Raw genomic sequence first — 22,432 nt, 5'->3', positions numbered from 1 at the left:
AATTGGTGAAATTACCCATTACTTACATCATACTATTAGCTTATTCATTTTTTAAGAGAAATTTCTCTAACATTTCCTAGTTTCTGCCATTATAGTAATAAATAGCATTTCTCCTTCTTCTTTTCAGCGTAACTAGAAAAATAAAAAATATTGCTTATGAGGTGTTGCTTTGGAACAATCAATTTGGAACAATAACTCAAAAAAGAAAACCCGTGGTCTAAGGCGCGCATTCCGAAATTTCTTGAAATATACTACTATGCATACAAGCTCTCTACCAAATGCTAACGAACAGTCTGCTTTAGGTTGCTGGTCTATTCATCTTCCCTTCAATCCTTCTTATATGAATTCAAAACGTAAATCGAACTCGATTAAACGATTTTATTTACAGACAGCAATCAATCGGGTAGAGCATTTAATCCATCTAAAAACTACAGTTGAAAAAGAGTATCGTATTTATTTTGGTGTCTCTTTTCCTACCTTACAAACTTCTAATATTTTAATTGTATGTAGTGAACAAGGGATAGAACGATTTTTTGAAGGCTTTCTAGGTAGATATATGGACGGGCCACAGTGGGTTTCATTACCACAAGAACGCAATATCGAAAAAGAATTTGGCTTACATATACCTAAAGAATTACAAGTAAAAGGATATACAGAAATTTTTACTGATTCTGATTACAATGACAAAGAAATATGGTTTATTGGCGAATTAGATTAAACAAAAAAGGCGTTTTCCAGTATAGAAAACACCTTTTTCTTTTAATCCTTTTTATTCATACAAGCACTTACAATCATTCCTAAACAGCCACCTACAATCGCTGGAATAACCCATCCTACTCCTTCTGTATATAAAGGAATGTTTTCTAATATAGGTGTCCATTTTGAAAGTAACACATTACGATTTAAAATATCTATTCCACTAAACGCCGCTACTATTCCAATAGTCGCTGGATATATATACGTATACTTACCGATATACTTATGACATAGTCCTAAAATAATAAGTGTTAAAGCAATCGGATAAATAAACCCAAGAATAGGGACTGATACTTTTAAAATTTGTGTTAATCCTAAATTAGCAAGAATCATACTAACAACACTTAAAACAAAAGCCCACACTTTATAAGAGACTCTTGGAAATACTTCTGTAAAAAACTGACTACAAGATGTAACAAGTCCAATCGATACACACAAACAAGCAACTGTAAAAATAATTCCTAATAATATCATACCGCTCTGTCCAAATAATGCAGTCATCACATGAGCTAATACTTGTGCACCATTATCAAATTTTCCAAGTGAGCCACTTATTGATCCGACATATCCGAGAATAACGTAAATAAGAGATAATAATAGACCAGCACCGATACCTGCCATACTCATGTATTTTGCTATGTCTTTTTCATCTTGTACTCCTTTTACACGTAAAGCATTTGCCACAACAATTCCAAAGATTAACGCTGCTAAAGCATCCATCGTTAAATACCCATCTAAAAACCCTTGAAATACCGGAGTATTTCCATAGTTCCCCACTGGTACTTGAACATCTCCTACTGGTGTAATCATACTCTTTATAAAAATAAGGGCAATCATACATAACAATAAAGGTGTTAATAGTTTCCCAAACAGCCCCATCAATTTTGATGGTGATAAACTTAGCCAATATACAATGCTAAAAAAGATGACTGTATAGATAAGTAGCAACACACTACCGGAATCAGGAAATAATTGACCTGGTCCCATTTCAAAAGCTAAACTTCCTGCACGTGGTATACCAAGCCCAGGACCGATAAACAAATAAATTAAACAAGGAAAAATAATTGCAAAAGAGGAATGTACACGATTTGCTAGTCCTTGGAAACTTCCGGCCTTAGCGATTGCTATTACACCTAATATCGGAAGTCCAGTTGCTGATATGATAAAGCCCAACAATGCAATCCATACATGATTCCCCGCTTCATATCCAAGGAAAGGTGGAAAAATAAGATTTCCAGCTCCAAAAAACATGGAAAATAACATCAGACTCATAAGTAAAATTTCTTTTTTCTGTAATGATTTCATTTCTTTCTCCTTCGTTACTTTCATATAAAGTGGAATCCTTTTCATCCTATATACATTTTGTTTGTTCCACATATAAATTGCGGCTACGCCTAACAAAAGATGATTCGCACTCATCTTCTCTCTTTGTCTTCACTTAGTATGAGACAGGAAAAGGATCTGACTGCTTCTAGCCATGAACAAATGCTCTCTCCCATTTAAAAAAAGAGGTATATAACTCGATTTTGATTTTCCAACATATCAGTTGCGGCTTTGAAAACAAAAGCAGACCTCCACTCGTTTTCTCCTTTTGTTTTCCATGGCATGGGGCTAAAAAAGGCCCTAACCGCTTCTATACATAGTCGGATGCTCTCTTCCATCTAAAAAGAAAGGTTTTACATTGTTTTTCAATTTTCACTTATACGCTAAAACAAACATAGTCCATAGTCTACCACAAAAGAAATCCCCATTCTATATCCGCTCTGTTTTCCAATTTCTTCTGAAAAATCAACCTTTATTGACATGCAATAGTTAATAAAGTAAACTATTACATATACAAAACTATTAACTTTGTTTTTGTTTGTGTCAGGAGGAAACTGAAATGGAATCAACGATACAACTTGAGAAAAAACAACAACGAAACAAGAAACATCCTCCAGGTTTATACTTACTCTTCTTCACAGAAATGTGGGAACGATTTAGTTACTATGGATTACGAGGGTTATTAACACTATACTTAACAACAGCTTTAGTAAGCGGTGGTCTTGGATTTAGTCCCGGGTGGGCACTTTCTATCTATGGCTTTTACACTGGAGCGTGTTACTTTACTCCAATGATTGGTGGATACTTAACTGACCGATTTCTTGGAAGACGTTTAGCTATCACGATAGGTGGCGTGACAATGGCAAGCGGTAACCTTACGCTATTTGCCCTGCAAAACCAAATCGGCCTATACCTTGGACTCGCGCTTATTATTATTGGTAATGGTTTCTTCAAACCAAATATTTCTACACTTGTTGGACAACTGTATGAAGAAAACGACCCAAAACGTGATAGTGCATTTACCATTTTCTATATGGGTATTAACGTCGGTTCATTTTTAGCTCCACTCGTTTGCGGATTTTTATCAGAAAATTTATTCAAAACAACAGTAGATGGCGTTGTTCATTACGGCTTCCGTTACGGATTCTTAGCTGCCTCAATCGGTATGATTATTGGACAAATTTTATTTACAACATTGTCTAATCGCTACCTTGGTGATATCGGTAAAAAACCAACAATAGATTTACAAACAGCATCAGGGAAACAAACAGCTGGTAATACACCACTCACAAAAAAAGAAAAACAACATACAGCAGTTATCGTTATTCTAACTTGCTTCGTCGTCTTCTTTTGGGCTGGTTTTGAACAAGCTGGTAGCTCGCTAACGTTATATACAAACAAGTTTGTTGATCGTTCTGTGTTCGGATGGGAAATCCCAACATCTTGGTTCCAATCAGTCAATCCACTATTTATCATTTTGCTTGCTCCCGCTATTTCAGCACTATGGGCTAAGCTGGCTACAACAAAACGTGGAGATTTAAAAATCCCAACAAAAATGGGACTCGGTATGATTTTACTTGGAATCGGTTATATCGTTCTTGTTATCGCTACATTAAAAACAGGTAGTGATGAGCACAACATTACAGAGCAAGCAAACCTACTATTTATTGTCTTTACTTACCTTTTCCACACATTAGGTGAATTGTTCTTATCACCTGTTGGATTATCAATGGTCAGTTCTCTTGCACCAGTAAAACTCGCTTCATTACTGATGGGCGTTTGGCTCGCTAGTTCAGGGGTCGCCAACATTTTAGGTGGTCAACTCGCTAGTTTTACAACTTCACTTGGATATTCAGAAGTATTCACAGTTATAGGAGCAGTCGCTATTGTTTTAGGATGTGTTTTATTACTACTTTCTAAAAAACTGGTAAAATGGATGGACTAAAAAAAGCTGAGGGATTACTCCCTCAGCTTTTTTTCTTCGCTTTTACAAACTCCCCAGTAACAACAAAACGCTTCGAGTTATCAGATACAGACACACATGTAATAAGTGTAACTTCTGTTTTCCCGTGACCTTCTACTACTTCCCATTTATCAGGTGTTACTTCTGACACATTCGTAACAACGTACTCATACTCATTTTTATTATCATATAAATAGATTTTATCGTTCTTTTTTAACGAAGATACATCGCTAAACAAAACACCTTTTTTTGACATGTTATGTCCTGCCAATGCATAATTTTCTTTTCCCATCTCTTGCTTCTCTTTTACAGTTGCTGCTCCTGATAATAAATTTTTCTCGGTAGAAGCATTTAAAATAGGTAATTTCAATGAAATACTTGGAATCTCAATACGACCAATTACTTGTGTTTCATCTAATGATGCATTCGCTACCTCTGATAAATCAGGTTGGTCAATTTTAGATGCATCTACAAATTTCGTATCCTGTTTTTGATATTCCATCTTCTGAACAGCTTGTACATTTTCTGTTTGCTTCTTCTCTGCCATATATCCGTCATAAAATGGCTTACCAATTAAAATGCCACCTACAACAAATAAAAGAACTGCTAGTATACTATATATTCTCTTCTTATTCATACATAATTCCTTCCCTTTACAAAATCTTACTTCTATATAAGATGATAAAGTAAGATGACTATATGTACAAGTATGAGACGAAAAGGAAAAGAAATTTATTTACTTATACGATAAAAACTTAATACTCCATCTACTTCATCCGCACTTACAAACAAATCTCGACCGTTTACTTTATAAATTCCTTCTGGTGCTGCCCCAGCTGATGGAGCAAGTCCAATATAAACCGGGAACATTGGAATTGTCATATCGAAAAATAATACAGCATTTGCCCTTTCAGCAGCTACTGCTAAGATGGAATTTCCTTTTATCATACCCGTCGCCACATTTTCTACTTCACTTCCGCGATTTTCACTTCTATTATCAGGATATAACCCAGCAGCTGCTACTTTTTCATCAATAAGATTCATACTATCGTACACAAGAGATCCGTCCTGACTCCATACAGAAATATTTCTCCCCCCTGATTTCACGCCATCTTTAAACTCATTTTTACCAAGATCCCCTTCATTAGCAGTAACGAGAAATCGCCCAGACGGATCCCATGTCACACCATCTGGTTCTAGGCGTGCAGTCACCTCATCTTGAAAAGATACGGTACCATCCTTTTTTAAATCTGCTTTATGTGTTGTGATGCCAAGACCAAATATATTTTCAATTCGTTTTTCTACAATATTTACAATTGCTACCGCATTATTTTCTTGTAATGTAACAGCTGCTTTATCTCCTTTTGCGCTAATCGCTACATACTCCGGCTGCGGATCATGCTTATAGATTGCTCCATTACTAATGTTACTCATATGGATTGGAAGCTCAATATGTTCCCCGCGCATGACATCACCGTCAGGAAATGTAATCATAGAAATACTTCCTGGTCGTTTTGTTTTTTTCATATTCACTTCATTTTCATCATTTGGATCGTTTTCTTCATCTTCATTACAAATAATAAGTGTTCTTCCATCTGCTGTTAACGCTACTGAATCTGGTCCTACACCTACTTCATACGTCTTTACAACTCTCTGCGCTGCTAAATCCACTACCGCCACTTGTCCCTTATTTGCATAATATAAGTTATCTCCAGTTCGAAAAGCAGCCAATGCGTACTTTCCGTCTGGTGTAACCGTTACACTCGTTACTTCTGCTTCTGAATGAATTTCTTTAAAACTCACATTTCCTAATACTTTTATATTCTCTAAATCTGCAATTGATAGAATCTGAATTTGTCCTAAATCTGCTTCCGTAACAACAAGTGTATTCCCATCAGGTGTTGATGCTGTAATTTCAGCCTTCCCATTTGGCATTTGAAATGAGGCGATTCGATTAACTTTTGTATCCTTATGTTTTTTACCAATAAAGTCCGTCACCATCTGTTCCACTTTCCCACGATACGCTGGGTTAGATATACTCCCCTTTGGTAACGTATCTATTTTATTCACAACCTTTTGTGCGTCCTTGTCTATTGTTTCTGCACTCACATCATTTCCTGTCCATAATACACTTGCAATCATCCCACCGTATAAGAACGCCTTTTTCATTTCCCCACTCCCTTTATTCGATACGTCCAATTTCTATCATAAAAAATATTTGTAAATCTTCACTTCGACACACATTAATTTTTTGTAAAAAATAGAATGTTTATTACAAAAAAAGACGTGCACGTGGCACGTCTTCAAGCAAATTTATTTCGATAAAGTGAAATATGGAATACAGTCATTTGTATAAAGAAGATTAAAAACACAACATATAATGGGTACGCAGGAATATACGGGGTTACAATCGGATATATAACAAGCAATGCAGCTGCAGTCGGCATAACATACCAAAGCGCCATAAAAGTCGTACGACATGCTTTTGCTGTAATGATTTCTTCCCGCTCATCATCTTGTGGAAATAACAAGGGAAACATCCAAAAAGATAATTTCTTATATTTCTTCTTTTGAACTTTATAAAAAATAGTGGATACAACAGCTACAATTAATAACAATAAAAACGGTGTGATGCTCATCGATATTTCAAATGGCACTTTCTCTGTTTGAATAATATTTGCAAATTCCACCTCAAAATAATAGAGTTCAATAAATGCCCAGCTAGCTAATCCGATAAATAACACATTCACCACATAAGACAGAATGATTCTATTCACTTTTTTCTCCCTCCTTATTTAAAACAAACACATCCTCCATCTTTAAATCAAATACATCACAAATCGTCAGTGCTAATAACAATGATGGAACGTAATCACCCTTTTCAATCGCTGCAATCGTTTGCCTTGTTACGCCAACTTTTTCAGCTAATACGCTCTGCGTAAAGTTAAAACGGGCTCTTAGCTCCTTCACTCTATTGTAAATGGTCAAATTTACCACCTCTCACCATCATTGTATGCTAAGCTTTACAAAATGTAAACTCAACTTAACATTTATTTCGTAAAAAAATCCAACTTTACCAGATGTAAAGTTGGATTTGATTTTAATTTAAAATTGTAACTTTAACCGTTCTGCGTCCCCAAGCACTAGAAGAAGCTTTATCTGGCATTAATACATCAATTCTATGACCTTTAATATCTCCGCCAGTATCCCCGGCAATTGCTTCACCGTATCCTTCAACAAATACACGAGATCCCAATGGAATAACCGCATCATCTACAGCAATTAATTTCATTCCTGGGTTTGCAGTTAAGTTATGACCCAATTTAGATTTTACAGTTTCACCTGGCTTATTTCCATTTTCAGAAGGATCAGCTGTATAAGCAGTTGCCAATACATAAATTTCACGCCCACCTTTAGCCGGTTTTGGCTCTGGCTGAGGAGTAGATGGTGTTTTTCCACTTTCAGCTTGCTTAGGCGCTGGTGCTGTTTGCTTAGCCGCGTCTGCTATTGCTTTTGCTTCTGCTTCTTTCGCAGCTTTTGCTTCTGCTTCTGCTTTTGCTTGAGCTTCCGCTGCTAATCTTGCAGCTTCTTGCTCACGAGCAATTGTTTCTTGTACTTCTTTCATACTTGATTCAATTTTTGCTTTTTCTTGTTCAGCTAAATTAATTTGACTTGCAATTTGATTATATTTTGCTTGCACAGCTTGTAAGTTTTCTTGACGCTTTTTCAAGTTTTCTTGTAAATCCGCTTGTGCTTTTGCTAATTTTTGTTTGTCTACTACTAAAGACGCTTCTTTTTCGTCAATTACTTTTTTGTCTTCTTCAATTTGACGAAGATCTTGTTCTTGCAGACGTAAAATCTCTTTATCTGCATCTAGGATTGTAGATACTGCATTCATACGTTGTAAGAAATCAGCAAAATTCTTTGATTCTACTACAACTTCTACTACTAAACTCGTATTTGAGCTATTTTGAACAGAAACCATACGTTTTTTCATAATATCTTTACGAGCAAGTACTTTATCCTCTAAAACGATAATCTCTTGCTTTTTCTGTTCAATTTGCTTATGCGTTTCATCGATTTTACTTTGAATAGCAGCTTGGTCCTCTTTGTTTTTTACAATTGTATTATTTAAATTATGTAGTTCACTTTCAATACCTTGTATTTCTTTATTAACAGCTTGCTTCTCTTGTTCTTTTTGCTGAATATCATTGTTATTCTGCTGCAATTGCTGTTGCATGTTGTCCAGTTTCTCGTCGTTTGACTCAGCTTTTACAGCGACTGTACTAGAAAGACCAATAATTCCTGCTAATACTAGACTACTGATTCGCTTAAAATAGTTCATAATCCGACTCCCTTCTCATACAGTTATACATGATTTGTTTTACAGTTTGTTTACAAACTCATTAAATACACTTTATTTTTCATGACAAAAAAATGAAAATAACCCATAAAATGTAATGAACTCTTAACTTTTAACAACTGATTTTCATACAAATCTTACAAAATGTAAATTCGTATATTAGAAACAAAAGATTACACGACATTAAAAATATTGTCAAATCCTGTAGAAACCTTACTGATACAAAATTAGTCTGTTGACAACATATGACAACCTTCTACAAATTATATAAATCCAAATTGAAAAACCATCATAAAACCTTTCTTTTTGGGCGGAAGAGAGCATCAAGCCATGCATAGAAGCAGTCAAATTCTTCCCTTGCCCCATACCAATCTAAAAAAGAAAAAAAAATAAGTACAGGGCACTTTTTATTCTTCGTAACAGCAACTTATATATTGAAAAGTCGAAATAGATTTATATGGTTTAACTCTCATTTTTCCTTACATTTGATGGCGAAAGGGAATTTAAAATATTTCTCTTTTTATTGTGTCATCGTGGGTGTACTCACTATTATTTTCCTATAAAGCTGAAAGAGTTGTCCTACTAAATAGGGCGCTCTTTTTTATAAAAAATTTGTCGTCTTCCTTTTATTTACTTTAAATTTTCAGAATAGTATAATATTAAATGTATCCTACATTATAAAAATGAATTACGAACATGATGAATCTACGTTAAAGATACCTCCATAACCTCGTAAGCATAATAGGAGGATTGCACATGTTGTGACTGAAACAGGATATTCAATTTAATTTACTACTACAAATACAAAAGGGGTGCAATCATGTTTATTGTTACAAAACTTATTCATATTAAATTCGGCTATGAAGAACAAATTATTCGTTCTCTACAAGAATACTATCCAAACTCCGGTACATATGGGTTTATTAATCTAGAATTTTCTCGCATGAAACGTACTGAGCATGGGAATGAATATATGATTCGTATATTATGGAAAACACAACAAGATTATCATGAGTGGATTTCTCAAAAACAGGAAACTACAACGATGCCATGGAAACAACAATTCAAAAGCTATATTCTCTCATCAAAATCCCATGCTACGCATGTTAAATATTTACACTAGAAGAGCCTTCTGCAAATTTGCAGTAAGGCTCTTCTTCATCCCTCTTTCCTATCGAAACAACTCGGTCTCTAAAAAATAAAATTTGATTTTACATTTTATTAAAGCTATAATAGATTCCGAATTTTTTTGAAAGGAGCCACATTTTGACAGCTTATTTATTTCCAATTAAAACAGCATTTATTCTATTCCCCTTTTTAGCAATGATTCTATTGATTCCATTTTTAATATTTAATTACAGAAAATATGGCTATTTAAATAAATGGCGTTCATTTATTTTATATTCTTTACTGCTTTACTTGTTAAACGCTTATTTTCTTGTCATCTTACCGCTGCCACAAACCTATGATACATGTAACTTGCAGCCAGCTAGTACACAGCACGTTCAGCTTGTACCGTTTTATTTCATTCAAGAAATCAGCAACCATACAGCAGCAGTATTAGCCAAACCAGCTACCTATTTCTATTTATTAAAAGAATCTGCTTTTTTACAAGTCGCATTCAATGCACTATTAACGATTCCAATCGGCATATATTTACGTTACTATTTCCGCCTTGGTTTTTTACAAACAATCTTCTTTTCACTTTGTCTCTCACTATTTTTTGAGATAACACAAGTGACTGGATTATACGGTATATACAATTGCGCATATCGTTTATTTGATGTCGATGATTTATTTTTAAATACACTTGGGGGAGCAATTGGTTATTTCATCGCACCGATATTCACGTACTTCCTTCCTAAATCAAATGAATTAGATGCACATGTCGATTTAGCTACGAAACCAGTTGGATTTATTCGTCGTCTTATCGCACTGCAAATTGATTGGATTTTCTTATCTATTGTTGTGCCAGTTATAAAAAATAAAGGGAATTCTATTTTCATTTCTAGTATCCAGTCTTATACCAATCTATATGAACTTATTTTCACCCTATGTGCGGTCTTCATTTATTTCATCGTCATTCCGTATTTGACGAACGGAAAAACAATTGGTAAAGCGTTGCTTCGTATTCATATAAAAGGTAAAAATGAGCGAATTACCATTAAAGAATTATTTATTCGTTACGGCCTGTTCTATTTTGTTTTAGGTGGAATGAACTATATTCTCTCTAGTAGTTCCATATTGAATCAGACTAATCCATTAACTATGCTCATTATATTACTGTTTATGTTCTCAATTAATGGTCTCTTCATTATACATGTCCTATTACATGTATTTAGTCGAGATAAATTATTATTTTATGAGCATATAAGCCATACACGGAATGCAATTACACTCCAAAAAGCTGACAAATAATTTGTCAGCTTTTTTCATAAATAGAAAACATTTTTGCTACATATGGATTTAAAAACATCCCCATTGGATCTAGCTTTCCTCTAACTTCCAAGAAAGAGTTTAACTTTGGATAAACACATTGTAATGGTTCATATCGCATTGTATGCATTTTCCCCCAATGTGGACGCCCTTCGTACTTTTGAAAAATATGTTCTATTGCTGTAAAGTACGCAGCATATTTCATTCCTTTATACATATGCACAGCGATATACGCTGAATCTCTTCTATAAGCAGGACTTATCCATATATCATCTCCCTTTACATAACGACATTCAATTGGAAAATGAACTTGGAATTTCTTCTTTTCAATGAGGTTGTAAATTTCCCCTACTACCTCTTTCATATACTGCGCTGGGACACTATACTCCATTTCATAAAAACGAACATTACGAGATGTAGCAAATATTTGATAACTTGGACCAATTGTTTTCGTACTCGGCACAGCCTTTGCTGACAGTCTACTAACTCCTTTACTTATAGAAGGAATCCACTTGCATCCTTTAGACAATAATGAAAAAGCTATATTTTCAAGTAGTTCTGTCTTGATCTTATGCCACTTTAAATCTATCCCTTTCTCTGCTGTTTCATTTGTAATTTTCACTTGGACATCATCTGAATACGGAAACACAAAAAATTCAAAATGACGATGTTGCTTATATTTCTCTAGTTTGTTTATTACAGTAGAAAACGATTCCTTTCTGCTTTCATAGATAAGTGAATAAGCTGGAATGACTTTTAATTTAACTTTTACAATGATTCCCAGCATACCAAGAGATAACTGAAATGCCTTCCAAAATTCAGGATTCTCTTTCTCAGAACAAACAATAATTTCTCCAGATGCCAGCACAGCTGTAACTTCTACTACTTGTGTTGCCAAACTACCAAATTGAATACCTGTTCCATGCGTTCCTGTACTAATTGCTCCTGCAATAGATTGCGAATCAATATCTCCTAAATTTTCCTGCGCGTATCCTTTGTCTTCCAGCATTTTTCCTAAGTTATATAACTTTGTTCCGCCCCATACTTCTACTATGAATGATTGTGAATCCACGTCTACTATCCCTTGTAGCTCATCTAAAGAAATTAGAATTTCCTCTGTTTGAACAAGAGGTGTAAAGGAGTGTCCTGATCCAACAACACGAATTCTCTTTCCCTGTTCCTTTGCAAACTTTACTACTTCTATCACATCTTGTATATATTTTGGATACATCGTATATTGTGGATTCCCTTCTACATTCCCTGCCCAATTTCTCCATTTCTGCCCTTTTACAGAAAGCATTGGCCATCCCCCCGGTATGTTGAATACTCCCCTATCACTTTGTTACCTACAATACGATGTAACGATGAGAAACGCTCACATAGTTCTCCGGCTTTACTATGCCGAAATAACATGCCATCCCCAACCGTTAGATGTTCTGAACCATCATAATAAACGGGCGTTTGTACTTCTCCAGCTCCCTCTAAAGCTAACAACTTTGCCCCACTTGGCTCCCAAATCTCAGGCTGTTTGTCTTTCCCAACTGCTCCTGAAGCCATATATCCGCCACCGAGGCAAGTATATATATGTTGGCTTGGTTGTCTAACAATCGGCAACGCAAAGCCAACAGCTGGTTCAAATCTAATATCTTTATAGTAATCAAAGAGCTTGGGAGAGTAAAAAGCAGAACCTATTGTAATCTCTGTAACGGATTCATCTTGCATTGTCGTTTTTATACTTCCTGTGCCTCCTCCATTTACAAAACGAAGTGTAATTCCTTGTTCTTGCAATGCTCGTACAACGCTCTGTCTACGTTCCATCACTTCAAATACAGATTTTCTCTTTAAATAAGAAACTATTTTATTTTTAAAACCTTGCTTTGGTACATCGTCCCCAACTCCTGCAATCTGTGCCTCATAGCCCATTACACCGTCTATTTGTAAAACGGAAGATTGAATTGCTTTTTCAATAACGTTTAAAGCCTCAGAGGTAGTACGTATAGGAGAACGTCTAACACCAAAATGAAACTGAAAAAAATGACTACTCATATCGATATCAATACAAGTTTGAAAGCGTCCACCTGTTTCTATTGCAATTTTCTCTAAATAAGCAATATGTTCTATGCAATCTACCATACAAGTGATTATAAATCCTTGTTTTGTAAGCAAACTAATTTCTTGAAGTGCTTGTTCATCATGTACAGGATATCCAAGCAACAAATCATTAAATCCTTGTTTTATTAAGAATATTACTTCTCGTGGTGAAAAACACATAATGCCTTGAAAACAACTATTAGAGGCTAAAATTTTCTTCATCACTGGAACAGATCGTAACGATTTACTAGCAATACGAACTTTCTTTCCTCCGCACAATTGAACAATTGACTCAATATTTCTTTCTAACGCTTCTTCATCAAGAAATGCGCATGGTAAGGGAACCTTTTGAAACATGTTACGCTCCACATTTTTCTCTCCCCTTCTATATATATGTCTTATACATATTGGAAAGAAACTATCATTTTCCTGTGCCTAAACAAAAAAAGTTTCTTCTTTACGAAGAAACTTTTTAACTATTTCAATAGAAGTGATTGCCTGTACTGGATCATGAATCATTATACGTATATGTTTTTTAACTAAGAAGTAACCAAGCGTTCTAGCGATTTACATACGTATCAAACCAAAGCTGAATATATCCCGCTGTGACACGCTGTGCTTCTACTAAACGTTTTCCTGTTGTTAGTGTAACTTCTGCACGCCATTTATCTGCATATTCTTGTGAAACTGCCGCTCTTACGAACCAATCTTTTGTAGTGCCATTTACAATACCAGCATAATCTTGCTTAGCAGCTACAGCGGCTCCATGAATCCAGTCTTCAGGATTTACTCCTTTCCAATTCCAATATCCATTTCCATCAGCCACTTTATAATTATTCTTTATTGTATCTACAAAATTTTCATATTTGGAGTGGAAACCTTGTGGATAAGAAAGATTTGTAAAGTTTGCTGCATGCATTGGTTGATTTACATCTCCTAAGTAATGAAGTGATAAGCCTAAATAGAAGAATGCTTGTTTTATTTCTTGCTTTTGATAGGCTTCACCAGCAAGTTTAAAATATTTAGCCCCAGTTTCTTTTGCCTGCTTAGCAAAAGGTATATATGTCTTCCCTGTATCAGGATCGTAGAAATGAGAAGCAAATGTACTGTTATCATAATAAGGGTTTTCATAATCAGCAGCATATATACCATTCTCTAACTCTGTACGCCATTCATTTAATAATGCAACTTGGTCTTGTTTTACAACCGTTGTATTACGAGACATAATATCAATTGCACGATTGACAATCCATAAATGGGAGTTTACACCTTCTGCATGTGTATCTTCAGCAGACCAATATTGAATTACTCTTACCTTATTTCCGCCCTCATTTTCATGGGCAAACGCTACACTTTGCAATGGTGCTACTAATGTAATAGCTGCTGCTAAGGCTAATACTTTCTTTTTCATATGAAAACCTCCGTTTATATTTAATTTACTTGGAATATGTAATTCAAATCATATGGTTAACCTACGATTAGAATATCCCACCTTTCTACTCATTTCTATTGAGAAAACAAACAATGTGAATATTCACATTGTTATAATTCTATGGATAATATGTTTCATTTGCATTATAGTAAACGAATATTAAATTCCTGCAAAGAAACAGCTAAAATATTGTAAAAAATAGAAGCAATCAGGTGCATATCCTGATTGCTTCTATTTTTTCTTTCGCCCTGATAATATACTTGATAATTGAACATTTACTGCTAGCTTATGAATAAATCCAAACACTAAACCAATTCCAATGAAAATATAGAAAATCGTAAAGATTTTTCCAAAGTCTGTTTGCGGGCTAAAATCTCCATAGCCAACTGTCGTTAATGTAACAACGCTAAAATATAATGCATCAATCGTGCGTAATCCTTCTACCGTACTGTAAAAAATAGTCCCTGATAGTAACGTTATAATCGTTAATACAAATAACACTTGAAATTCTTTATCTTTCCACGCTCTTGAACAAGCTTTTGGCATTCGTTTCAAAGTTAGTAAAAATGAAACCATGTAACTCTCCCTTCCTACTTAAACAATTTAGTCAAAGGAAAGTCTATCACCTTTCTATCCACAAAAAAGTAGCCTTCTTCTATTTCTAGAAAAAGACTACTTTCTTCTATATTATATATTATTTAGGTGAAACAAGAATCTTCACTTGTTTTTTATCTTTTACAAGCGCTTCAAATCCTTCTTCTACAACTTGATCCACTGTAATTTTTTTCGTAATTAATTTCTCTGCTTGAATTTGACCAGAGCTAATTAATTTAATAACAGATGGGAAGATGTGACGGTATCCAAGAATACCTACAACTTCTTTTTCTTTTAATACTAAGTTGTTTGGAGTAATTGTCGCATCTTTTTCCCAGACACTGACGATTACAGTTTGTCCTTCAAAGCTTGTGCTTTCAATTGCTTGACGAAGTACAACTTCAACTCCTGTTACTTCGAAGCTAACATTTACGCCTAAACCATTTGTTAAGTTACGGATTTCTGCTACCACATCTTGCTCTGCTGGATTTAATACGTAATCAGCACCTGCTAATTTTGCTAACTCTTGACGTTCTTTAGAAAGTTCAACTGCGATAACAGGTGTTGCACCTGCAGCTTTAGCAGCTTGGATAACAAGAAGTCCGATTGGTCCACAGCCAAATACAGCTACAGCTTCGCCTTCTTTTAACTTACTTTGACGCACTGCATGAACTGCAACTGCTGCTGGTTCTACAAGTGCACCTTGTTCATAAGTCATTTCATCTGGGATATGGTGAACCATATCTGCTGGTACTACAGTATATTCAGAGAAGCCACCGCCATCTCCACCAAGACCATGGAAAACAAGTTGTTCACAAACGTTATAATGACCATGTTTACAAGCTTCACATTTACCACAAGAATAAATAGGTTCTACAACAACGCGGTCCCCTACTTTATGATTCGTAACACCTTCACCGATTTCAACAACTTCACCACTAAACTCGTGACCTAAAATAACAGGTGCTTTCACGTGTGTTAGTGGATGTTCTTCTGTTGGAATAAAAATAGGTCCTGCTAAATATTCATGTAAATCTGTTCCACAAATACCACACCATTTAACTTTGATCTTCACTGCTCCTGATCGTACAGCTGGTTCTGGAACTTCTTCTACTCTTACATCACGTTGATTATGCCAAAGTAATGCTTTCATTTTATGCATCCCTCTCTATGTATATATACTTAACCTGGTGAAGTTTACCAATCTATTATAGTACTCTTATCCATATATTTCAAAAAATCAATCTGGTTTTCACTAAATTTTAACAAAAAAAAGTTCACTTTTTTGTCACTTTGTACTTTTTTCCACATCTGTTAATTCAATTTCATTGCAGGCGAAATTCGCATTATGCCATAATAGCAGAGGAGAGGTGAACATCGCTTGAAATATTTCATTTATTTTATTGTTATCGTAGCGTTTTTAGATACATTTTCACAATTACCAATTATGAGTACTTACGCGCAAAGCCTCGGGGGAACCCCTCTTATTATCGGTCTCGTTGTAGGTATGTACTCGTTTGCCAATATGATTGGCAATATTATCGCAGGTGCATCTGTTGATAAATTTGGCGCAAAGAAAGTACTCTATATGAGTATGGGAATTACGAGTCTCATAGTGTTATTGTATACTGTTGTTCAAAGCGGCGAGCAATTACTCATCGTTCGCTTTTTACACGGATTTAGTGATGGCTTCTTAATCCCTGCAGCCTTTACTTTCCTATCTAAACAAACGAAATCTACAAAACAAGGAAAAGCAATGGCACTATCTGGTGCCGCTGTCGGAACAGCAGCTATCGTTGGCCCTGCTTTCAGTGGAATTATGAAAGCAACCGCAGGTGTAGAGTGGGTCTTTGTTACGATTTCTATCTTAATGGTATTCGGGACAATCGTATCCCTGTTCTTATTACCAACCAATGTGACTAGAAAAGACACATCACGGACGCAAATGATGAACAAAGAAGATATGATAGGATTACTAAAATCCGAACCATTATTACAAGCATATATTGGCGCTTTTACATTAATGTTTTCACAAGGAATCGTCACATATATGTTACCGGTAAAAGTAGAAGCACTAGCACTCAAAGCATCTACAACAGGCATGATGCTAAGTGTATTTGGGATTACTGCCATCCTCTTCTTCCTACTGCCAACAAATCGTATTTATGATCGCTTTGACCGTTCAAAAATGATGCTAATTGGTATTGCAGTCATGGCACTTGCCTTATCATTACTTGGCATATTTACAACAAAAGGTATGCTCTTTGTTGTTATGATGATTTACGGAATTGGATTCGCCATCCTCTTCCCATCTATTAATGCTTTACTCGTTGAAAATACAACTGAAGATAAACGCGGGAAGGCATTCGGATTATTTTACGCATTCTTCTCATTAGGTGTTGTCGCTGGATCCTTTACAGTTGGAGCAATCGGGGCATCACCGAGCGTAAGCTTTGTAATTGGAACAGCATTCTTACTCACATTTGCTGGAATGATTTATTTCAGAGGAAAAATAAAAGAGACAATGATGAATTAGCTCATCATTGTCTTTTTTCAATCAAATCTTTATTATAAAACCTCAATATACGAAGGATTAGCAGTTATATAGCTTCCTGATTTTAGCTTATACATTTTTGAACCATTTACAGTTACCGTTGCCACAACAGTGAATACATCACCTTTTTTCACAGTACCAGCCTTTGCATTCCAATCAGGTTGATTATAATAATATAATTCTTCTGTTTTCACACGAACTAAGAATGTTTTCTTCTGTAATCCAAATGCCTTTACTAAACCATTTACATGCCCTCTTGCAAGTTGTTCTCTAAATGTTGCATTACCTAATTTTTGAGCATCTTCTGCTCGATCAATAAACCCATTTTCAGTTAATACTGCTGGCATATTCGTTTCTCTTAACACATGGAAATTATTTGTTTTGATCCCTCTATCATCAAGGTCAGTTGTTTTCATAATTTCCTGATGAATTATATTCTGGTAAGTCGTAGTTGGTGCTCCTGCATTTGGATAACTATAATCTTCATAACCAGAGCCACCACCACTGTTAATATGTACAGATAAGAAGAAATTTGCTCCCCAATTATTTGCATCAGTTGTTCGCTGTGTTAACGTAGGATATACATCACTTGTACGACTCATTTTAATTTCATGACCTGTATACTCTGCATTTAAAATGTTACGAATACGTAATGCGATATCTAATGTTAAATCCTTTTCTCGCAAACCATTTCCAACCGCTCCTGTATCTGTTCCCCCATGACCTGGATCAAGATAAATCTTAACTGTCTCCGCACTTGCATGTGCAGTTGGTATAGCAAAATACATACATGCTACACATAATAAAACAATACTACTTTTCACAAAAGCTGATAATTTTTTCAATGCTGTCAATTATTTCACCCTCCCTATATATAACTTTACAAATATTCTCTACATTTCCTTCCTAAAAAAGGATTTCAATTAAACTATTAAACTATCACTATCTTAATTAATTCCTTTGAATTTTACTCAAAATAAAAAACAAAATCAATATATAATTTTGTTTTTTATAAATAATTATTTTTTAGATTCAAAATCAGTAAAAACTTGAAATATATGTATTTATAAACAACAAAAAAAGGAGCAAACTCTATTTATCTCTATATCAAAAAAATGTATTTTCATTTCATATATTTAAAAATTCCGCTTGTTCTTTTTTACTTTTCAGTAATAATCGTATCCGAATACTACTCATTGTAACTTGCTGAAACTCGTCTTTCTTCTATACCAATCAGCTTGATACACTCTTCACTCATTTTTCAAAAAAATGTATAAATACCAACTATGTCTCGACAATTTCCTCGGAAATATTCCTTTTCCCTACACCATTTGATAGACTGTATATAGGTAAACAATGTGTATTACACAAAATAAAAAAGTACGTTCTTTTTACGAAGAACGTACTTTTCTATTTTATTACTAATCTATTAACGACGAATCCAAATAGCTCCTGCCGACTTATCATCAGCTTGCCCAACAACTTGGAATTTCAGCCCTAATTGCGGCACTTTTCGTCCCGCATCAGGAATTTGAGTGTTACTGTATACTTTAGAATCATCAAATGTTGCAACACCTGGTAAGCCTGGGTAATTAAATTGTCCACGTGTAAATGAATTTACATTCCACGCCGGTGTTTGATCAAGTGAAAATGCAGCATCTGCAATTTGCAACCCTGTATTACCGTATACTGGTTTTCCATTTAAACTTCCAACAAATGCCTCCGGGTGAGAATCAACAACACCAAGGAAGCCTTCACCAGGATGTTGACCAGTCCAGTTATCTTTAAAACTATCATCTGCATACCAAACAACAAGACCAGTATTATATGCTGGACCTCTCGCTACTTTTAACCCTTCATCTGATCCAGCATAGTTTCTCCACTCTAAATAATAATAATGTGGTTTCTTTTCTGTTCCATCAGAAACGACAAAACCATTTAACTTCATTTTCGCTTGTCCTTCTGCATCATCTGAAAATACTACTTTTCCATCGACTGTTACATTCACATTATCCATTGCAAATCCTTTATATGCTACAGCAGGATCTGTAATATAATCAAATTGCAATTTCACTTTCTTCCCTTTAAATTGACTTAAATCATATGATTTATCAATCCATTTTCCTTCTGTCGTATCTTTATCACCTTTTACTACTTTATTGCCTAGTTTATCGATTAATGTTTTTGTTCCATCTTCTGTCACAGCATGTATTTCAATAAAATCACATTCTGCTTCAAGTTCATAGTTTACTTTATAATCAAATTTCGCGTTAGCTGCTTTCGTTAAATCAAACAATGGCGTTTCTAATGTTGTATGCATATCATCGCCTCTTGTACTGTAGTAAGCATACTTGCCAAATCCAGTTTTAATCGTTGCAACACTTTTCTCAGGTAAGTTTACACGTACAAGACCTGGACGATTAGATTTTGTAACACTTTGATCAATATATGTAGGGAAACCTACTCCACGTTTTATTTTATCGTAATCTACTTCTACAATTTTTGCCCAGTTTCCATCCATATTTTTTTGTAAGAAATCTTTATTTTGCGGTGAAAAACTTGTTGGCTCTGTTCCTGCGATTTTTCCTGTCCAACTACCACCACTCATTAATGACCATGATTCTACAGGTGATCCAGTTCCAGTATAATTCGTATCATATTCATCTGGTAAACCAAGATCATGACCAAATTCATGAGCGAATACGCCAACTGCACCATCCTCAGGCTCAATTGTGTAATCATGTGCAGCAACTTTTCCATCCCAATACGAAACTTTTGACTTTGTTCCTTCAATTGCAACTGGATCTTGTGCTAATTTAGAACGATGTGACCAAATCGCATCATCACCTACTTTACCTCCACCAGCTTCTTGACCAACCCCAGCATGAATGACCATTAAATGATCAATTACACCGTCTGGTTCATTTTGATTTCCATCACCATTTGTATCATAACGATCAAACTGGTCAAATTGAGATAAATCTAATCCTTTCTCTGCTGCTGCTTTTAATGCTTCTTTCACAAGGTCACGTGGCCCTTTAGGTCCTTTATTATCATGACCAGTTTTACCATCTGCTCCGTAATCTGCTGCTTTCCCAGGAACAGTCAACCATTCTGTCACATAACCATCTGTCGTATAACTACCACCAGATTGTTCTTCATAATATTGTTTAAATGTTTTTACTTTTGAACCATTGAATAACGTGAATGGTTCATTACCGAATAACATTTTTTGATAATGCTCTCTACTAAAGTCGTTCGAATACATATAACCAGGGCTTTGCTCAATATTATTATGTTTATAATCACTAAACTCTACAAGTAGTACAAGTACTTTATCTGTACGTACAGTTCCGTTATATGGAGCCTGCTTTGCTGGAGAAGTTGGTACTTTTCCATTTAACTGTTTTTTATTTTGTGAAGGCGTTTGCTCTGGGCTAGCATTTTCTACAGACTCCTTCACTTTTTCTTTTTCTTCCATCTTTTTTTCTTTTACTTTTTTCACGAAATCAGATGCCTCTTTAGCAGGGTCACCCGGAAGAATTTCTTTATTTGGCTGATCACCCTTCTTTTTTTCAATATAGTGCTCCACAGCCTTTTGTGTCTCTTCTTTTGATGCTGATTGATCAATCGTTCCACGTTCTTTTAAAGCTTCAGCCAAGCGCTCTTCTTGAATTAAATTGTTATCAATTGGAGTTGTTGAAATACTTCCTTTTGACTGAGATGTTGTTTCCGCATATGCTGATGATGTACCAAGTGCAAATGTGCAACCAAGCATTGTCGTGATTGCCAAAGATGAAAATACTTTAAACGGTGCTTTTCTTTTCATTACTATTTCCTCCCTTATTAATTGTACAAGACTTAAAATTCAGATAATTGGTAATATGAAAGTAACAACATATACGAGTTCTATAATATCGATTTATCCCCCCTTCTATATACAATAAAAAAGACATAGTTCTATAATCATGGAATAGTAATTATTCCCTTATAGAATCATGCCCTCCAGTCCTCTGGTCAGACCCTGTACTGATTATTTACCTCGTATCAAAAAAACTCACAAAAAAGAGTTATTTATTATATATTAAATAACTTAGATAGAAAATTTAAAAGACAATATGCACAATTGCATGAAAATTCTTTTATTCATTATTTTACAAACAAAAAAACTACCAAGGTTAACGTAATGCTAACCTTGGTAGTTTTTGTTTCCCCCTCATAAACGGGGAGCAATCCTTCACAGATGGAAGTTTCACTTTATTTCCCTTGTGTTTTCTCCCAATCAGCTAAGAATTTCTCAATTCCTTGATCTGTTAACGGATGTTTCACTAATGCGCCAATTACGTTTGCCGGAATTGTTGCAATGTGTGCACCGTTTAATGCTGCGTCTGTTACGTGAACGCTATGGCGTACAGATGCTGCGATAATTTCTGTTTTAATGTCATGAATTACAAAGATATCAGCGATTTGGCGAATTAAGTCCATACCATTATGACCGATATCATCTAAACGACCTAAGAATGGAGATACGTACGTTGCACCTGCACGTGCTGCAAGCAATGCTTGTACTGCAGAGAATACTAACGTAACGTTTGTACGAATTCCTAAATCAGAGAATGCTTTTACTGCTTTTAAGCCTTCTTTTGTCATTGGTACTTTTACAACAACGTTTGGAGCAATTTTTGCTAATTCTTTTCCTTCTTCAATCATTTTATCTGATTCTAGGCTAATAACTTCTGCACTTACAGGTCCTGTTACAACGCTGCAAATTTCACGAATACGTTCATGGAAATCTACGCCTTCTTTTGCTACAAGTGATGGATTTGTTGTTACACCTGCTAATACGCCTAAATCATTTGCCTCTTTAATTTCATCAATGTTTGCTGTATCAATAAAAAATTTCATTTGTTTTTCTTCCTT

19 protein-coding genes are annotated in these 22,432 nt (G+C 35.1%); 5 read left to right on the top strand and 14 right to left on the bottom strand.

The window, feature by feature from the left end; translation table 11 throughout:
- Positions 1 to 169 precede the first annotated feature (169 nt).
- Positions 170 to 718: a DUF3916 domain-containing protein gene (locus C568_RS0114595; protein WP_018781967.1), complete on the top strand. Its 549-nt coding sequence runs from the start codon at positions 170 to 172 to the stop codon at positions 716 to 718.
- A 41-nt stretch (positions 719 to 759) separates the two neighbouring features.
- Here the strand turns inward: C568_RS0114595 and brnQ1 are convergent, their stop codons facing one another.
- On the bottom strand, positions 760 to 2,061 hold the full coding sequence (gene brnQ1 / locus C568_RS0114590) for a branched-chain amino acid transport system II carrier protein BrnQ1 (RefSeq protein WP_442852864.1): 1,302 nt from the start codon (positions 2,059 to 2,061) through the stop codon (positions 760 to 762).
- Positions 2,062 to 2,638: 577 nt separating this feature from the next.
- Between brnQ1 and C568_RS0114585 the strand changes: the two genes are divergently transcribed.
- Entirely contained in the window at positions 2,639 to 4,024 is a 1,386-nt protein-coding gene (locus C568_RS0114585) for a peptide MFS transporter (protein ID WP_018781965.1), read from the top strand.
- Positions 4,025 to 4,046: 22 nt separating this feature from the next.
- Here the strand turns inward: C568_RS0114585 and C568_RS0114580 are convergent, their stop codons facing one another.
- The 5 genes from C568_RS0114580 to C568_RS0114560 form a co-directional block, all read right to left on the bottom strand.
- Positions 4,047 to 4,679, bottom strand: a complete 633-nt coding sequence (locus tag C568_RS0114580; RefSeq protein WP_018781964.1) for a class A sortase — start codon at positions 4,677 to 4,679, stop codon at positions 4,047 to 4,049.
- A 95-nt stretch (positions 4,680 to 4,774) separates the two neighbouring features.
- Positions 4,775 to 6,211 (bottom strand): choice-of-anchor I domain-containing protein, encoded by a 1,437-nt coding sequence (locus tag C568_RS0114575; protein WP_018781963.1) that lies wholly within the window; start codon positions 6,209 to 6,211, stop codon positions 4,775 to 4,777.
- A gap of 134 nt (positions 6,212 to 6,345) precedes the next feature.
- Positions 6,346 to 6,819: a hypothetical protein gene (locus tag C568_RS0114570; RefSeq protein ID WP_018765544.1), complete on the bottom strand. Its 474-nt coding sequence runs from the start codon at positions 6,817 to 6,819 to the stop codon at positions 6,346 to 6,348.
- Positions 6,812 to 7,039 carry a helix-turn-helix transcriptional regulator gene (locus C568_RS0114565; RefSeq protein WP_078211672.1) on the bottom strand — a complete coding sequence of 76 codons (228 nt, stop codon included), beginning with the start codon at positions 7,037 to 7,039 and terminating at the stop codon, positions 6,812 to 6,814. Before C568_RS0114565 ends, C568_RS0114570 begins: the two co-directional genes overlap by 8 nt.
- 103 nt (positions 7,040 to 7,142) lie before the next feature.
- The gene (locus C568_RS0114560; protein WP_018781962.1) at positions 7,143 to 8,387 is read right to left on the bottom strand and encodes a 3D domain-containing protein; all 1,245 of its coding nucleotides are present in this window, start codon (positions 8,385 to 8,387) and stop codon (positions 7,143 to 7,145) included.
- A gap of 838 nt (positions 8,388 to 9,225) precedes the next feature.
- On the opposite strand from C568_RS0114560, the gene C568_RS0114555 reads away from it, so the two are divergent.
- Entirely contained in the window at positions 9,226 to 9,528 is a 303-nt protein-coding gene (locus C568_RS0114555; protein ID WP_003195160.1) for a hypothetical protein, read from the top strand.
- A gap of 143 nt (positions 9,529 to 9,671) precedes the next feature.
- Complete coding sequence (locus C568_RS0114550; RefSeq protein ID WP_018781961.1) at positions 9,672 to 10,823, top strand: VanZ family protein; 1,152 nt, start codon at positions 9,672 to 9,674, stop codon at positions 10,821 to 10,823.
- Positions 10,824 to 10,827: 4 nt separating this feature from the next.
- Here C568_RS0114550 and C568_RS0114545 read toward each other — a convergent pair whose 3' ends face one another.
- The 5 genes from C568_RS0114545 to bdhA form a co-directional block, all read right to left on the bottom strand.
- Positions 10,828 to 12,141, bottom strand: a complete 1,314-nt coding sequence (locus C568_RS0114545; protein ID WP_018781960.1) for a D-arabinono-1,4-lactone oxidase — start codon at positions 12,139 to 12,141, stop codon at positions 10,828 to 10,830.
- Positions 12,129 to 13,301, bottom strand: a complete 1,173-nt coding sequence (locus tag C568_RS0114540; protein WP_018781959.1) for an amino acid deaminase/aldolase — start codon at positions 13,299 to 13,301, stop codon at positions 12,129 to 12,131. Before C568_RS0114540 ends, C568_RS0114545 begins: the two co-directional genes overlap by 13 nt.
- A 190-nt stretch (positions 13,302 to 13,491) precedes the next feature.
- Positions 13,492 to 14,343 carry a phospholipase CerA gene (cerA, locus tag C568_RS0114535; protein WP_018781958.1) on the bottom strand — a complete coding sequence of 284 codons (852 nt, stop codon included), beginning with the start codon at positions 14,341 to 14,343 and terminating at the stop codon, positions 13,492 to 13,494.
- A 252-nt stretch (positions 14,344 to 14,595) separates the two neighbouring features.
- Entirely contained in the window at positions 14,596 to 14,940 is a 345-nt protein-coding gene (locus C568_RS0114530; RefSeq protein ID WP_018781957.1) for a potassium channel family protein, read from the bottom strand.
- A gap of 118 nt (positions 14,941 to 15,058) precedes the next feature.
- Positions 15,059 to 16,111 carry a (R,R)-butanediol dehydrogenase gene (gene bdhA, locus C568_RS0114525; protein ID WP_018765549.1) on the bottom strand — a complete coding sequence of 351 codons (1,053 nt, stop codon included), beginning with the start codon at positions 16,109 to 16,111 and terminating at the stop codon, positions 15,059 to 15,061.
- Between the two features lie 228 nt (positions 16,112 to 16,339).
- On the opposite strand from bdhA, the gene C568_RS0114520 reads away from it, so the two are divergent.
- Entirely contained in the window at positions 16,340 to 17,494 is a 1,155-nt protein-coding gene (locus C568_RS0114520) for an MFS transporter (protein WP_006093547.1), read from the top strand.
- Positions 17,495 to 17,526: 32 nt separating this feature from the next.
- Here the strand turns inward: C568_RS0114520 and C568_RS30855 are convergent, their stop codons facing one another.
- The 3 genes from C568_RS30855 to fsa form a co-directional block, all read right to left on the bottom strand.
- Complete coding sequence (locus tag C568_RS30855; protein WP_018781956.1) at positions 17,527 to 18,366, bottom strand: N-acetylmuramoyl-L-alanine amidase family protein; 840 nt, start codon at positions 18,364 to 18,366, stop codon at positions 17,527 to 17,529.
- Positions 18,367 to 18,941: 575 nt separating this feature from the next.
- The gene (locus tag C568_RS0114510) at positions 18,942 to 21,341 is read right to left on the bottom strand and encodes an immune inhibitor A (protein WP_018781955.1); all 2,400 of its coding nucleotides are present in this window, start codon (positions 21,339 to 21,341) and stop codon (positions 18,942 to 18,944) included.
- 428 nt (positions 21,342 to 21,769) lie between these two features.
- Complete coding sequence (fsa, locus tag C568_RS0114505; protein WP_003195186.1) at positions 21,770 to 22,417, bottom strand: fructose-6-phosphate aldolase; 648 nt, start codon at positions 22,415 to 22,417, stop codon at positions 21,770 to 21,772.
- Between the last annotated feature and the right edge of the window lie 15 nt (positions 22,418 to 22,432).

The organism is Bacillus sp. 95MFCvi2.1, assembly GCF_000374965.1.
GTDB classification, from domain to species: Bacteria; Bacillota; Bacilli; order Bacillales; family Bacillaceae_G; genus Bacillus_A; species Bacillus_A pseudomycoides.
The sequence above is the reverse complement of the archived record's forward strand: the minus strand, read 5'-3'. Positions and strand labels throughout refer to the sequence as shown.